The sequence below is a fragment of the Bradyrhizobium sp. B117 genome (assembly GCF_038969555.1).
Taxonomy (GTDB): Bacteria; Pseudomonadota; Alphaproteobacteria; order Rhizobiales; family Xanthobacteraceae; genus Bradyrhizobium.
On record NZ_CP152414.1, the window covers coordinates 9553113 to 9567563 of the forward strand.

The window sequence follows — 14451 nt, forward strand, 5'->3', positions numbered from 1 at the left end:
CGCCGCCCGCGTTCGATCCGCTGGTCGAGCAGCTCCGGCATTTCTGCGCGGTCATCGCCGGCCGCGAACAGGCGCTGATCACGGCCGAGGACGCGATGGCACGCTCGCCGTCGTCGAAGCCGTCAGCGAGGCCGCGCGCACGGGCCAGACTATCTCTCCTAGGCGGATCATGGAGCAAGCAGCATGAACAAGCGCTCGATCGCGACCGTCTCTCTCTCAGGTGCCCTGGACGAAAAGCTCCGCGCCATCGCGTCGGCCGGCTTCGACGAGGTCGAGATCTTCGAGAACGACCTGCTGTCGTTCGGCGCCGGCCCGCGCGACATTGCGAAGCTCTGCCGCGATCTCAATCTCAAAATCTGCGCATTCCAGCCGTTCCGCGATTTCGAGGGCATGCCGGAGCCGCAGCGTACGCGCAATTTTGCCCGCGCGATGCGCAAGTTCGATCTGATGCATGAGCTCGGCACCGATCTCTTGCTGATCTGCTCCAACGTCTCGCCCAGCTCGCTCGGCGGCATCGACCGCGCCGCGGACGATTTTCGCGAGCTCGGCGAGCGCGCGGCCAAGCGCGGCTTGCGCGTCGGCTACGAGGCGCTGGCCTGGGGCCGCCACGTCAACGACTACCGCGATGCCTGGGAGATCGTGCGCCGCGCCGATCATCCCGCGATCGGCGTCATCCTCGACAGCTTTCACGCACTGGCGCCGGGCTTTCCCACGCGTGCGATGGCCTCGATCCCCGGCGACAAGATCTTCCTGGTGCAGCTCGCCGACGCACCAAAACTCGAGCTCGACATTCTGTCGTGGAGCCGGCACTTCCGCTCCTTCCCTGGCCAGGGCGACCTGCCGGTCGGTGAGTTCATGAAGGCGATCGCGGCGACCGGCTATGCTGGGCCGCTGTCGCTGGAGATCTTCAACGACCAGTTCCGCGCCGGGTCGGCCGCGCAGACCGCGGTTGACGGCCTGCGTTCGCTGATCCTGCTGGAGGACCAGCTCGCGCCGGATTGGCCGAAGTTTGCCGGCGAGCCGCTGGCGCCGAAGGCCAAGAGCGGCGGCACCGGGTTCATCGAGTTTGCCGTCAACGAAGCCAAAGCGGGAGACCTCGCGCGCCTGTTCTCGCAGCTCGGCTTCCGCAAATCCGGCAAGCATCGCAGCAAGGCGGTGGAGCGCTGGTCGCAGGGCAAGGTCGAACTCGTCATCAATTGCGAGACCGACGGCTTTGCACATTCGCACTATGTCACGCACGGCCCCGGCGTCTGCGCCATCGCGCTCGATGTCGACAATGCCGGCCTTGCCATGCAACGCGCCGAAACATTGAAGGCGCGGACCTTCTACCAGCCGGTCGGCCCCGGCGAATTGGAGATCCCCGCGATCCACGGCGTCGGCGGCAGCCTGCTGTATTTCCTCGACCAGGCCGGCAAGAACTGGGACACGGATTTCGAGCCGGTGGCGAGCAATGCCGACAAGGACGCCCTGCTCGCCGTCGACCACATCGCGCAGTCGATGCCCTATGACGAGATGCTGTCCTGGCTGTTGTTCTACACCGGCATCCTCGACCTCGAGCGCCTGCCGCAGATGGAGATCGCCGACCCCAGAGGCCTCGTGCAGAGCCAGGCCATCATCAACGCCGACCAGAGCTTGCGCTTTGTCCTCAATGGCTCCTCCGCCAACCGCACCCTGCCGGCGCGCTTCATCTCGGAATTCTTCGGCTCAGGCGTGCAGCACGTCGCATTCTCCTGCAACGACATCTTCGCGACGGTCGCGGAGATGCGCAAGCGCGGCGCGGATTTCCTGGATATCCCCGACAATTATTACGACGACATCGAAGCCAAATACGACCTAGCGCCCGAGCTGATGGCGCAGCTGCGCGCCAATCACATCCTCTACGACCGCGAGGGCGACGGAGAGTTCTTCCAGGTCTACACGCACATCTTTGATGAGCGGTTCTTCTTCGAGATCGTCGAGCGGAGGAATTATCAGGGCTTTGGCGCCGCCAATGCCGGCATCAGGCTGGCGGCACAGGCGCGCGAGGTGCGGCCCGCGAGTATGCCGAGGGTGTAGGCCTCTTGCCCTCTCCCCTTGTGGGAGAGGGTGTCTCGCCGCAACAGCGGCGAGACGGGTGAGGGGTATCTATCCGCGCACTCGATAGAGATTGCTTCGCGGAGAGAAAGACCCCTCATCCGGCGCCATAGCCGAAGCTTTGCTTCGGCGTTCTTAAGAACGGCGGCCGAAGGCCGCCTATGCCACCTTCTCCCACAAGGGGAGAAGGTGCAACGTCGCGTGCAGCTCGCTTCAGCTCACTTCATCTTGCACTTGTCGTGGAAACGATCCTGGTCGTTCTCCACGATGGTGGCGACGGTTTTCAGCGCGAGCTGGCCGTCGGCGTCCTTCACCACGTCCTGGAGGTAGAAGCTCTGCACCGGGATGTGGTTGTTGCCGTATTTGAACGCGCCGCGCAGCGACTTGAAGTTGGCCTTCTCCATCTCGGCCTTCATCGCGTCCTTCTTGCTGGTGTCGCCCTTCACCGCGACGACCGCACTGTTGATGAGCTGCGCCGCATCATAGGCCTGGGCGCCGTAATAAGTCGGGCGGAGGCCCGTGTACTTCTTGCGGTAGTCCGCGACGAAGCGCTTGTTCTGCTCGTTGGGGAGGTCGTTGACCCATTCCTGCGCGCCGGGAACGCCGAGCGCGTTCTCCTTCTGCAGCGGCAGCGACAGCTCGTCGACAGTAAAGGCGGTATAGAGCGGCATCGTGCTCTTCAGGCCGGCCTGCGCATATTGGTTGAGAAACTGCACGCCGGCGGCGCCGGGATAGAACACGAAGATCGACTCCGCGCCCGAAGCGCGCGCCTTGGAGAGCTCGGCGGAGAAATCGAGCTGGCTCGGCCAGACCGTGTATTCCTCGCCCTTGATCTCGCCCTTGAAGGTGCTCTTCACGCCGGCGAGCATGTCCTTGCCGGCCGCGTAGTTCGGCCCGATCAGGAACACGCTCTTGACGCCCTTCTGGTTCATGTAGACGCCCATCGCTTGCGGCGTCTGGTCGTTCTGCCAGGAGGTCGAGAACACGTAAGGCGAGCAGAGTTCGCCGGCGAGCTGCGACGGGCCGGCGTTGGCCGAGATCAGGAAGGTCTGCGAATCGACGGCGGTCTTCAGCGAGGCCAAAAGCACGTTCGACCAGATGTAGCCGACGATGAAATCGACCTTGTCGGACTGCACCAGCTTCTCGGTCTTCTGCTTGCCGACGTCAGGCTTCTGGCCGTCGTCCTCGTAGATCACCTCGACCGGCTTGCCGTCCATCTTGCGCCCGAGGTGATCGAGCGCGAGCTCGAACGAGTTGCGCATGTCGTTGCCGATCACGGCGGTCGGGCCGCTGAAGGTCGAAACGAAACCGATCTTGATGGTGTCGCCGGCGAATGCCGGGCTCGCCAGCACCAGCGCCGCTGCGCCCGCCAGCCAGAATGCCGTCCTCATAACCACTCCCCTCCTTATTATTGATCCCGGAAACAGGGTGATCGCCGCCCCGGGTCTGTCGCTATTGAACGCAAAATCCGTCGCGTCGCCAATGGCTCAGCGGCCGCCTCTGCACCATATTTCGCCCTAATCGGGGATGGCAAGAAATATAATTCTACTCACTTCGGTTGAGCCTGCGGCGGTTTTTCGCGGCCGGTCGATACATCCGGCATATGCGGCGATTGATGACGGCTATTGGACTATGGCGGCGAAAGCGCACTTACATGAAGGAGAGCAGCAGCGAGATTCGAGGGTGCATCATGGCCGCCAATCCCCACCGCGTCGTCATCGTCGGAGCCGGCTTCGGCGGACTGGAGACGACCTACCGGCTTGCGGGCGCGCCGGTCGAGATCACGTTGATCGACCGCCGCAACCATCATCTGTTCCAGCCGCTGCTCTACCAGGTCGCGACCGCTTCGCTCGCGACCAGCGAGATCGCGTGGCCGATCCGGCACCTGATGCGTGACCGGCCCGAGGTGACGACGCTGTTCGCGACCGTGAGCGGCGTCGATGCGGGCAGGCGCTGCGTGCTGATCGACGACGGCAGCGAGGTGCCCTACGACACGCTGGTGCTCGCGACCGGCGCTCGGCACGCCTATTTCGGCCATGACGAGTGGGAGACATGGGCGCCGGGCCTGAAGACGCTGGAGGACGGCACCACGCTGCGCCGTCACATCCTGGTGGCGTTCGAGCGCGCCGAGCGCGAGACCGATCCGGCAAAGCGCGCGGCGCGGCTGACCTTTGTGATCGTCGGCGCCGGCCCGACCGGCGTCGAGCTTGCCGGCACCATCGCCGAGATGGCGCATCACACCTTGCCCGGCGATTTCCGCAACATCGACACGACCAAGGCGCGCGTGGTGCTGATCGAGGCCGGCCCGCGCGTGCTGGCGGGTTTTGCCGACGACCTCTCGGCCTATGCGCAAGCCTCGCTCGAAAAGATCGGCGTCGAGGTCGTGCTCGGGCAGGCTGTCACCGAGATCGACCGCGACGGTGTCGTGTTCGGCGGGCAGCGATTGAATGCGAAAACAAGGATCTGGGCCGCCGGCGTGCGCGCTTCGCCTGCCGCCGAATGGCTGGGCGCACCAAGCGACCGCGCCGGACGCGTGCAGGTCGAGGACGACCTGACGATACCCGGCCATCCCGAAATCTTTGCGATCGGCGACACCGTCAGCATCAATGCCTGGGAGGGCAAGCCGGTGCCCGGCATCGCGCCGGCAGCGAAGCAGCAGGGCCGTCACGTCGCCGAGACCATCAAGGCTCGGCTGCGCGGCGAGAAGCCCGGCCCGTTCCGCTACAAGCACGCCGGCAGCCTCGCCCAGATCGGCAAGCGGCTCGCGGTGATCGATTTCGGCAAGGTCAAGCTGCGTGGCACCATCGCGTGGTGGATCTGGGGCATCGCCCACATCTACTTCCTGATCGGCCTGCGCCACCGCCTCAGCGTCGCCCTGAGCTGGCTATGGATCTACGCGCGCGACCAGCGCGCGGCGAGGTTGATCACGCAGGGGTCTAGCAAGGTGGTGGGGTGACTCTTCCCTTCTCCCCTTGTGGGAGAAGGTGGCATAGGCCGCCTCCGGCGGCCGTTCTTAAGAGGACGCCGAAGCAAAGCTGCGGCTATGGCGCCGGATGAGGGGTTCTCTCAACTTGAGAGATCATCCGTGAGGAGAGAACCCCTCACCCGGCTTCGCTTCGCGAAGCCACCCTCTCCCACAAGGGGAGAGGGTGCAATTGCGCGCTTGGCTACATTCACTTCACCAGCTCACACCCACCCTCAGCCAGTGGGCGGAACGCCTGGTCGGCGGGGATCGTCGAGACCAGCTTGTAATAGTCGTACGGATATTTCGATTCCTCCGGCTTCTTCACCTCGAACAGGTACATGGGATGCACGACGCGGCCGTCCTGGCGGATCGTGGTATCGCCGAACAGCTTGTCCTTGCCTCTGAACTTCTTCATCTCGGGCACCACGTCCTTGGCGTTGTCGCTGCCGGTCGCCGCGACCGCGTTGAGATAGGCAAGCGTGGAGGCATAGACGCCGGCCTGGTTGCCGCTCGGCATCTTGCCGTTCATGCCGGGCCGCGCGGCGAAGCGTTTTGCGAAGGCGCGGGTGTCCTCGTTCATGTCCCAGTAGAAAGCTTCCATGAGCTGGAGCCCTTGGGCGACCTTGATGCCCATGCCGTGGATGTCGTTGATGAAGAGCAGGAAGGCGACGAGCTTCTGCCCGCTTTGCTGAATCCCGAACTCGGCGGCCTGCTTCACCGCGTTGATGGTGTCGCCGCCGGCATTGGCAAGGCCGATCACCTGCGCCTTCGAGCCCTGCGCCTGCAACAGGAAGGAGGCGAAGTCGGATGTGCCGAGCGGATGCTTTGACGAGCCGAGCACCTTGCCGCCGTGGCCCTCGATATACTTTTGCGCTTCTGCCTCGATGCCCTTGCCGAGCGCGTAGTCGACTGTGAGGAAATACCAGTCCTTGCCGCCGCGCGACATCATTGCGGCTGCGGTGGTGTTGCCGGTCGCCCAGGCGTCGTTGACCCACTGGATCGTGTTCGGCGAGCAGGCCTTGCCGGTGAGATCCGAGCTTGCCGTGGAGGACGCCAGGAAGGTCATGCGGCTGTCGCGCAGCAGCGTGTTGATGGAGAGACCGACCGCCGAGTTCGGCACGTCGACGATGGCATCGACGCCTTCGACATCGAGCCATTTGCGCGCGATGGCGTTGCCGACGTCGGCCTTGTTCTGGTGATCGGCATAGACGATCTCGACCTTGATGCCCTTACCGCCGCCGTTGAAATCCTCCGCCGCCATGCGCGCGGCCTCGACCGAGCCCATGCCGTTGGTGTCCTGGAAGATGCCGGAGATGTCGTTGAGCACGCCGACACGCACGACATTGTCCGAGATCTCGGCACTCGCCGCTCCGCCCATCAGGCTCGCGGCCAACGCAAGCGTCCACTTCAGATTTTTCATTATTCCCTCCCCTGTATTGTTTTCACCGCCCGCTGTGTCAGACGGGCGTGATCGTCACCGGCAGATGGTCGAGCCCACGCAGGGTGTTGTTGAAGCGCCGCTTCGGTTCGCCAGTGATCTCGATCGTGGCGACACGGCGCGCCAGGGCCGAGAGCATGGTCTCGCCTTCGAGCCGCGCCACGAGCTGGCCGACGCACATGTGAATGCCCGAGCCGTAGCCGACATGACCGGACGTGCGGCGGGTGATGTCGTAACTATCAGGCTTCTCCCAGCGCCTGGGATCGCGGTTGGCGGCGGCGAGGAACATCAGAACCTTCTCGCCCTCGCCGATCCTCGCGCCTGACAGTTCGACATCGCGCGTTGTGGTGCGGAAGAAGGTCTGCACCGGGCTCTCGAAGCGCACCGCCTCCTCGAAGGCATTGCGCGCGAGCGTGAGGTCGCCACGCAGGCGCTGCCACTGCTCGGGGAAGCGCGCGAGGCAATAGACGGCCGCGCCGATGCCGTTGACGGTGGTGTCGAGGCCGGCCGAGAGCAGCGAGCGCACCAACAGCGGCGCTTCAGTCGCCGTGATCGCGCCTTCGTCGACGTGGGCATGAATGCAGGCGCCGATGCCGCCCGGCGTCAGATTGTCGCGCTGGCACTGATCGGTGACGTAGGCCTGATGCGGCGCCGAGCGCGCGATCGCGTCCTGGCGCAGTTGGTTCGGCGGGCCGAAAGCATTGAACACCAGGCTCGCATAGGGGATGAGATGCTCACGCCCCTCGGGCTTCAGACCCAGTGCATCCGGGAAGATCGACAGCGGATAAGCTTCCGCGAGATCGGCGATCGCATCAAAACTGCGCATCTCCAGCAAAGCATCCACACGCTCCTCGGCCGCCGCGGCAAAGCGGTCGCGCAGCCCCTTCATCACGGTCGGCGATAGCACCTTCGACAGGACCGCGCGGGTGCGGGTGTGTTCGGGCGGATCGGCCTCGAGGATCAGGCTCGGCGGTCGCCACGGCTTTTCCTTCTTGAAGTCGGACAGGCCGACGCCGCGGCTGGAGCAGAAGGTGGCGGGATCGTTGAGGACAGCATGGACCTCGGCATAGCGCGCCACGCCATAGAGCTTCCACTTGTCGAGATAGACGACCGGCGCCGTCTCCCGGAGCAGCTCATGCGTGGGATACGGGTCGGCAAAAAAGTTCATATCGAAGGGATCGACGTCGAGATGCGGGACGCCCGATGCGGTCGAGCCGAGTGCGCTCATTAGAGTCCTCCCTCATTTTGATCTTGTGAAAGGGCCGCGCTTGCCCTTAGGTCATTGGCCACGCTGCGAGACAGATGCCCGCTATGCCGCCTTCGACCAGATCCCGCCAAAAGGCCGCGTCCGCTGATATCGGGCCGACGCTCGATCTCGATCGCTACGTCCCCGCTCTCATCACCTTCATCGCCAACAAGCTGTCGAACAGCGCGACCGCGTTCTACCAGCGGCAGTTCGGCGTCAACGTCACGGAGTGGCGGATCATGTCGCTGCTGGCGATCGAGCCCGGCATTCCGGCCTCGCGCATCTGCCACGTCATCGGATTTGACAAGGGTCCAGTGAGCCGGACGCTGGCGGGCCTCGAGAAGCGCGGGCTGGTGTCGATCCGTACCGACCCCAACGACGGCCGGACCCATTCGATTTCGCTGACCGCAAAAGGCCGCGCCACCCATGACAAGGTGATCGTCGCGGCGCTGGAGCGCGAACGGCGCCTGCTGTCCTGCCTCGACAAGGACGAGCGCGAAGTGCTGATCGGCCTGGTCCGCCGCCTGCACGAGAATCTCGGCGCGGTGACCGGCAGCGCCGAGACCTGACCGGCCGCACGCCGGACGCCATCCTCCGTCAGTCCCAGGCATACGCCAGCGCTTGCCGACGGCACCATTCCGACCGCGCATCGTTTCCTCCAAGAGCAGACGCGGCGGTTCCCCCGCCGTCGTCCTTGCCTGGAATGGTTCGCATAAATTTAGTTGCTTAGGCAACAAAAAAATCAGGCAGAATATTGCGGCAGGATGGCTGGCGTAGTTTGCCCCACTCTCGTGTCCCGGACGCGCTGCAGCGTGAAACGCTCCTGCGCAGAGCCGGGACCCACGCAGCTACGCGCTATGAGAGATGGGCCCCGGCTCAGCAGCGCAACACTGCGTGCTGCGCTGCGTCCGGGCCACGAGAGCTTCTATTGCGTCGACCGCCACAGCCTCACCCAGTCACTCGACGCATCATCGTTCAACCGCGTCACTGCATCGGCGCGCCGCGTGAGCACGGCGCGCTGGTTGATGTAGCCCTTGTCGGTGATCTCACCGCCATCGACCGAAGCCGGCTCGGCAAGCAGCAACGCGCGCGTGGCGTGACCGGAGGAATTTGGGCCTTGCTGCTTCAGCTTTGCGAGGCCCTGCGCAATCGCGGCCCTCACCTTCTCGTGTCCGAGCACCTCGTTCACGCCTGCCGTCTCGGGCAAACCCGCATGCGCGCGGCACGCCGCGACATTCGGAAACACCAGGAAGCGCACCTCGTCGCCGCCATGGCCGGTCACGACGATGTCCTGCGCGAGCGGCGCCAGCGCGGCGATGCCGGCGACGCGCAGCGTGCCGACGCTGACCCAGGTGCCGGAATTGAGCTTGAAGTCCTCCGCGACGCGGCCGTCGAAGAACAGGCCACGCTCCGGCCGCGCGCTATCGGCAAGCTTCACGGCATCGCCGATGAGGTAAAAGCCCTCGTCGTCAAAGGCCTGCTTTGTCAGCCCGGGGGCCTTCCAATAGCCCGGCGTGACGTTGGGACCGCGCACGCGCACCTCAAGCTTGTCGCCCGACGCGACGAGCTTCAGCTCAGTGCCGGGGATGGGCACACCGATATTGCCGGAGCGCTCGGCGAGGAAATGGCAGTCGGTGGCGAGCGGTGACGTTTCCGTCGAGCCCCAGGCCGAGACCATCGGCAGCGCACGGCCGACGGTCTCCATCGAAAGCTGCTCGAGCGCGTCCCAGAGATTCTGCGGCAGCGCGGCGCCGGCATAGAAGGCGAACTTCACCTCGCTGAAGAAGCGGCGGCGCAACTCCTCGTCGCCGCGCAGCGCCGCGATCAGCATGTCGAAGCCGCGCGGCACGTTGAAATAGACCGTCGGCATCACGCTCTTCAGATTAGCAAGCGAGGTCCCAAAGAGACCGGGCGCAGGCTTGCCGCCGTCGATATAGAGCGAGCCGCCGTTGCGCAGCACGAGGTTGAAATTGTGGTTGGCGCCGAAGGTGTGACTCCAGGGCAGCCAGTCGAGGATGACGAGGTCGCCACGGCTCTGCTCGAGGAAGGTCCAGGTCTGCGCCTTGGCCTGCTGGCTCGAGGTCAGCATCCGCTGGGTGTTGATGACGGCTTTCGGCGTGCCGGTCGAACCCGAAGTGAACAGGAATTTTGCGATCGTATCGGGCGTCACCGCGGCAAAGGCTTGTGCGACATCGGGCGTCTCCGGCGTCGCCGCAACAGCGCGGAAGGCGAGCGCATCAGCGTCGCCAGCGTTGCCGCTGATGATCTGCGCGCTGTGCAGCGGCTTGATTGCAGCGAGCGCCGCAGCAAACGGCTTGGTGGCGGAAACATAGATCGCGCCGGGCTCGAGCAGTGCGATCATGCTTTTGAGCTTGTCGAAATCCCTAGACATCAGCGAATAGGCCGGCGAGATCGCGGCTGAGGGCACACCGACATGCTGGGCCGCGAGCGCGAGCAGCGCGTGGTCGATGCTGTTGTCTGAGAGAATGGCAACGGGACGCTCCGCGCTGAGCCCTTGCGCCAGGATCCAGGACGCGGCCGCCCGTACCCGCCGCAGAGCACCCGCGTAAGTCACGATGGCCCAAGGCGTATCAGCGCTGTCACGCTCGGCGAGGAAGACCGTGTCGGGCGTCTGCCGCGCAAAATGCTCCAGCCAGTCACCGATGCAGCGCGCGCTCTCGCGCAAGGGCTCGGGCGAACGCAGCACGATGCTGCCATCGGCGCGGTGCTCGGCGACGGTTTTCGGCGTTGCAAACAGGCTCGAAGCGTCGCCGCGCGTCGCTGACGTCATGGTCTCCTCCTCGCCCGTATCAGGGATCGGTCGCAGCCTCGTTCCGGGCAGCTTTGGGTCATAATGTTGGGCAGAGCAATTGTTGTCGTCAACAACAATCTTTCGCCTGGGGCCTCGGGACGCTATGGTCGCACGCGAGGAGACACGATGTGACAGCCACCACAGCCCGGACGTCCCTACGCAAACGCGCCGGCAACGGCGCAGCGCGGCGGATCGACGCGGACGATATCGGCCTCGACGCCCTGGTTGGCCACGCCGGCTATGCGGTCAGGCGCTTCCAGATCTGGATCTTTCAGGACTTCATCAAGACGCTGGGCGAGGTCGACATCCGCCCGACGCAATATTCGGTGCTGACGGTGATCGGCGCCAATCCGGGCCTGTCGCAGATGGCGGTGGCCAAACGCCTCGGCATCGAGCGTGCCCGGCTGGTGCACCTGCTCGACAGCCTCGAAGAGCGCAAGCTGGTGAAGCGCATCAAGTCCAAGGCGGACCGGCGCTCGCACGCGCTGCACCTCACCGCGCAGGGCGAGACGGCGCTGGCAAAGTTCAAGCGGCTCGCCGCCGAGCACGAGCGACATGTGGAAGAAAAGATCGGCAAGGAGAACCGGGAGCGGCTGCTCCGGATCCTCGCTGACTTCACCTGACCCCGGACTGCCCATGGATTGGGCAAATGCCTATCGCAGGGCGCTGGCACGATGGCCTGCTCGCTCATCAGCGTATCTCCCAAGATGCTGATTTCACGATAATATCCGAAGCGACCGCGCTGCCCGGATAATGTACACAATGGCACATCGCTTGCTTCAATCCGGGTAAGACAAGTTGCCGGAGTTTTGTCGCCATGGGGGCTGAGCAGCCTGAGACGATCGCCGCGATCGTGGCCGCGCATCGCGCGGGCACGATGACGCCGGCAGAGACGATCGCGCGGACCTATCAGCGCATCCGCGACCACAACGACCCCGCCGTGTTCATCAGCCTGCGCGACGAGAAGGACGCGATCGCAGAGGCCGAGAAGCTCGCCGCGCGTGTCGATGCCGCGAGCCTGCCGCTCTATGGCGTACCGGTCGCGGTGAAAGACAATATCGACGCGCTGGGATTTCCAACCACGGCGGCCTGCCCGGCTTTCTCCTACGCACCGACGCATGACTCAACCGCGGTGGAGCGGCTGCGCGCGGCCGGCGCCATCATCATCGGCAAGACCAATCTCGACCAGTTCGCAACCGGCCTGGTCGGCGTGCGCTCGCCCTACGGCATCCCCAAGAACTCGATCCGCGAGGATCTCATTCCCGGTGGCTCCAGCTCGGGTTCGGCGACCGCCGTCGGCGCCGGGCTGGTGCCGCTGTCGCTTGGCACCGACACCGCAGGCTCAGGCCGCGTGCCGGCGATGCTCAACAACATCGTCGGGCTGAAGCCGAGCCTCGGCATGATCTCGACCGCTGGTCTCGTGCCGGCCTGCCGCACGCTCGATTGCATCTCGGTGTTCGCTTTGACGGTGGACGACGCTGCACTGGCGCTCTCGGTGATGGCAGGGCCCGACCAGGCCGATCCATTTTCGCGCGACCGGCCGCTGGGCGCGATCACGCCGCTCCCCGCTAACTTGCGTCTCGGCGTGCCGCGCAACGGGCAGTTGATCTTCTTCGGCGACAAGAAGGCGGAAGCCGCTTATGCCGACGCGCTGAAGCGCTGGACCGCGCTGGGAGCAACGCTGATCGAATTTGACCTCGAACCGTTCTATGAGACGGCGCGGCTGCTTTACGAGGGGCCGTGGGTTGCCGAGCGTTATCTCGTGATCAAGAACCTGCTGGCGTCCGCGCCGGATTCGATCCATCCGGTCACGCGCGAGATCACCGCGGCCGGCGCGCGGCTGACGGCGGCGGAAACCTTCTCCGCGCTGTACCGTTTGCAAGGCCTGCGCAAAATCGCCGAGCGGACGTTTGCAAGCATCGACGCGCTGGTGCTGCCGACGGCGCCGACGGCCTACACGACCGCGCAGGTGCTTGCCAATCCGATCGAGCTCAACAGCCGGCTCGGCACCTACACCAATTTTGTCAATCTGCTCGACCTCTGCGGTCTCGCCGTGCCTGCGGCGATGCGCGCCGACGGAATTCCGTTCGGCATCACGCTGCTCGCGCCGGCAGGGCGCGACGCGCTGCTCGCGAGCATCGGGCGCGAGTTCCATGCGGATACGAAACTGACGGTTGGAGCGAAGGGCGTAGCGCAGGCTCCGCTCGCGGCGTTGCCGGCGAACGGCGGCGACGAGATTCCCATCGCCGTTGTCGGCGCGCATCTCTCCGGCATGGCGCTGAATGGTGAGTTGACGGCGCTGAGCGCAAAGCTTGTCGAGGCGACGAAGACGGCGCCGGGCTACAAGCTCTATGCGCTCAAGACCACGCCGCCGAAGCCGGGCATGCTGCGCGTCGCGGCCGGGACGGGCGCGTCGATCGAGCTGGAGATCTGGTCGCTCTCGGCGGCTGCGTTCGGGAAGTTCGTGAATGCGATACCGGCGCCGATGGCGATCGGCACGGTGCGGCTGGCGGATGGGCGGAGCGTGAAGGGGTTCCTCGTCGAGCCGGAGGTGCTCGGCGAGGCGCGGGACATCACGGCCTATGGCGGCTGGCGGAAGTTTATGAAGGAAGCCGCGACGGCTTGAGTTTCACTCCGCTGTCGTCCCGGACAAGCGAAGCGCAGATCCGGGACCCATAACCACAGGGAGTGGTTTTGCGAAGACTCGGAGTGGGAGCTTTGCCTCACACCACTGCCTGTGATTATGGGTCCCCGCTTTCGCGAGGACGACACCGAGTATGCGGCATCCGCCGTCGGCTACACCGACACCGCGTAGATCTCGTACTCCCCGCGCACCAGCTCGATATGCGCTCGCATGGCGGCGGCGGCGCCCTGCTTGTCGCCGCGCATGATGGCGACGACGACGCGGTCGTGCTCGGCTTGCGACTTCGCCAATCGGCCGAGATTGCGGAACTGGGCGCGGCGGAACGGCTGAACGCGCACGCGCGTCGCCAAGGTGATCTCGGCGATGTAGCCGTTCTGCGATCCCGCATAGATCGCGTTGTGGAAGCGCTCATTGACCTCATGGAAGCGGTCGGGATTGCCGGCGTAGCTGAGCACCCGCAGCTCTTCGTGGATCGCTTCGAGACCGTGACGCTCGGCCGCGGACATGCGCTCGGCGGCAAGGCCGGCGCAGAGCGCCTCGAGCTCGGCCATCGCCTCGAACATGCTCTTGAGACGCTCGATCGAGGGCTGCGCCACCACCGCGCCGCGATGGGCACGCGCTTCGACGAGCCCGCTCGCCACCAGCTGTCGCAGCGCCTCGCGCACCGGCGTGCGCGAGACGCTGAAGCGACGCGCGATGTCAGTCTCGTCCAGCGGGGCGCCCGGGGCGAGGGCTCCGCGCACGATCTCGTCGGCGAGCTGGAGGCGCAATTCCTCGGCGCGCGTGACCTTCTGCAGCGACGGAAGTGCACGGTCGACGCGGGGCACCACCGGCTCGGCCGGCAGTGTCCCGGGCGGAAGATCGTCAAGCGTCATGCGGTCAGGTCTCTTTCGACTCGTCGATGATGCTGACATGGGCGGCGACGACGCGCCAGCCCTCCGGGAAGCGAATCCAGGTCTGCATCTGCCGGCCGACCTTGCCGGGCGCCGTGTCGCGATAGAACAGGGTGGAGGCGACCGCCGTGTCGCGGCCATAGCTCGTGATGACGGTTTTCGCGGTGCGGCGATTGAGGCCGACCGGCGAGCGCCCGGCGCGGAAGCCGGAGATCGCCTCGTAGCCATAGAGGTTCTCGCCGATGCCGTAGCGCAGCGTGCGGGGATCGTTGCGGAAGAGCTCGCCGAGCACGGCGACGTCGTTGCTGACGAGGGCCTGTTCATAGCGCTCGAACGCGGCTTTGACTTCCGCGATCACGTCGGGGAGATCGATCTCCATC

11 protein-coding genes are annotated in these 14451 nt (G+C 65.3%); 5 read left to right on the forward strand and 6 right to left on the reverse strand.

Annotated elements, in window-relative coordinates:
- Positions 1–183 precede the first annotated feature (183 nt).
- Positions 184–2055: a TIM barrel protein gene (locus AAFG16_RS45380; protein WP_342735717.1), complete on the forward strand. Its 1872-nt coding sequence runs from the start codon at positions 184–186 to the stop codon at positions 2053–2055.
- A gap of 236 nt (positions 2056–2291) precedes the next feature.
- On the opposite strand, the gene AAFG16_RS45385 is transcribed toward AAFG16_RS45380, so the two are convergent.
- Entirely contained in the window at positions 2292–3464 is a 1173-nt protein-coding gene (locus AAFG16_RS45385) for an ABC transporter substrate-binding protein (RefSeq protein ID WP_342735719.1), read from the reverse strand.
- A 299-nt stretch (positions 3465–3763) separates the two neighbouring features.
- On the opposite strand from AAFG16_RS45385, the gene AAFG16_RS45390 reads away from it, so the two are divergent.
- The gene (locus tag AAFG16_RS45390; RefSeq protein WP_283082645.1) at positions 3764–5029 is read left to right on the forward strand and encodes an NAD(P)/FAD-dependent oxidoreductase; all 1266 of its coding nucleotides are present in this window, start codon (positions 3764–3766) and stop codon (positions 5027–5029) included.
- 217 nt (positions 5030–5246) lie between these two features.
- Here AAFG16_RS45390 and AAFG16_RS45395 read toward each other — a convergent pair whose 3' ends face one another.
- Together AAFG16_RS45395 and AAFG16_RS45400 are read right to left on the reverse strand one after the other, a co-directional pair.
- The gene (locus AAFG16_RS45395; RefSeq protein WP_342735721.1) at positions 5247–6458 is read right to left on the reverse strand and encodes an ABC transporter substrate-binding protein; all 1212 of its coding nucleotides are present in this window, start codon (positions 6456–6458) and stop codon (positions 5247–5249) included.
- A 37-nt stretch (positions 6459–6495) separates the two neighbouring features.
- Positions 6496–7704: a cytochrome P450 gene (locus AAFG16_RS45400; RefSeq protein WP_342735723.1), complete on the reverse strand. Its 1209-nt coding sequence runs from the start codon at positions 7702–7704 to the stop codon at positions 6496–6498.
- Positions 7705–7787: 83 nt separating this feature from the next.
- Between AAFG16_RS45400 and AAFG16_RS45405 the strand changes: the two genes are divergently transcribed.
- Complete coding sequence (locus AAFG16_RS45405) at positions 7788–8291, forward strand: MarR family transcriptional regulator (RefSeq protein ID WP_283082648.1); 504 nt, start codon at positions 7788–7790, stop codon at positions 8289–8291.
- Positions 8292–8647: 356 nt separating this feature from the next.
- On the opposite strand, the gene AAFG16_RS45410 is transcribed toward AAFG16_RS45405, so the two are convergent.
- Positions 8648–10513, reverse strand: coding sequence for a feruloyl-CoA synthase (locus AAFG16_RS45410; protein ID WP_342735725.1), 1866 nt, complete (start codon positions 10511–10513; stop codon positions 8648–8650).
- Between the two features lie 149 nt (positions 10514–10662).
- Here AAFG16_RS45410 and AAFG16_RS45415 point away from each other — a divergent pair, with 149 nt between their 5' ends.
- Together AAFG16_RS45415 and atzF are read left to right on the forward strand one after the other, a co-directional pair.
- On the forward strand, positions 10663–11157 hold the full coding sequence (locus AAFG16_RS45415) for a MarR family winged helix-turn-helix transcriptional regulator (RefSeq protein WP_342735727.1): 495 nt from the start codon (positions 10663–10665) through the stop codon (positions 11155–11157).
- Positions 11158–11351: 194 nt separating this feature from the next.
- A complete protein-coding gene (gene atzF, locus AAFG16_RS45420; protein WP_342735729.1) occupies positions 11352–13160 on the forward strand; it encodes an allophanate hydrolase in 1809 nt (602 codons plus the stop codon).
- Between the two features lie 170 nt (positions 13161–13330).
- On the opposite strand, the gene AAFG16_RS45425 is transcribed toward atzF, so the two are convergent.
- Both AAFG16_RS45425 and hpxZ read right to left on the reverse strand, forming a co-directional pair.
- Positions 13331–14053 (reverse strand): GntR family transcriptional regulator, encoded by a 723-nt coding sequence (locus tag AAFG16_RS45425; protein ID WP_283082652.1) that lies wholly within the window; start codon positions 14051–14053, stop codon positions 13331–13333.
- A 4-nt stretch (positions 14054–14057) separates the two neighbouring features.
- Positions 14058–14450, reverse strand: coding sequence for an oxalurate catabolism protein HpxZ (hpxZ, locus tag AAFG16_RS45430; RefSeq protein WP_283082653.1), 393 nt, complete (start codon positions 14448–14450; stop codon positions 14058–14060).
- Position 14451: the final 1 nt, after the last annotated feature.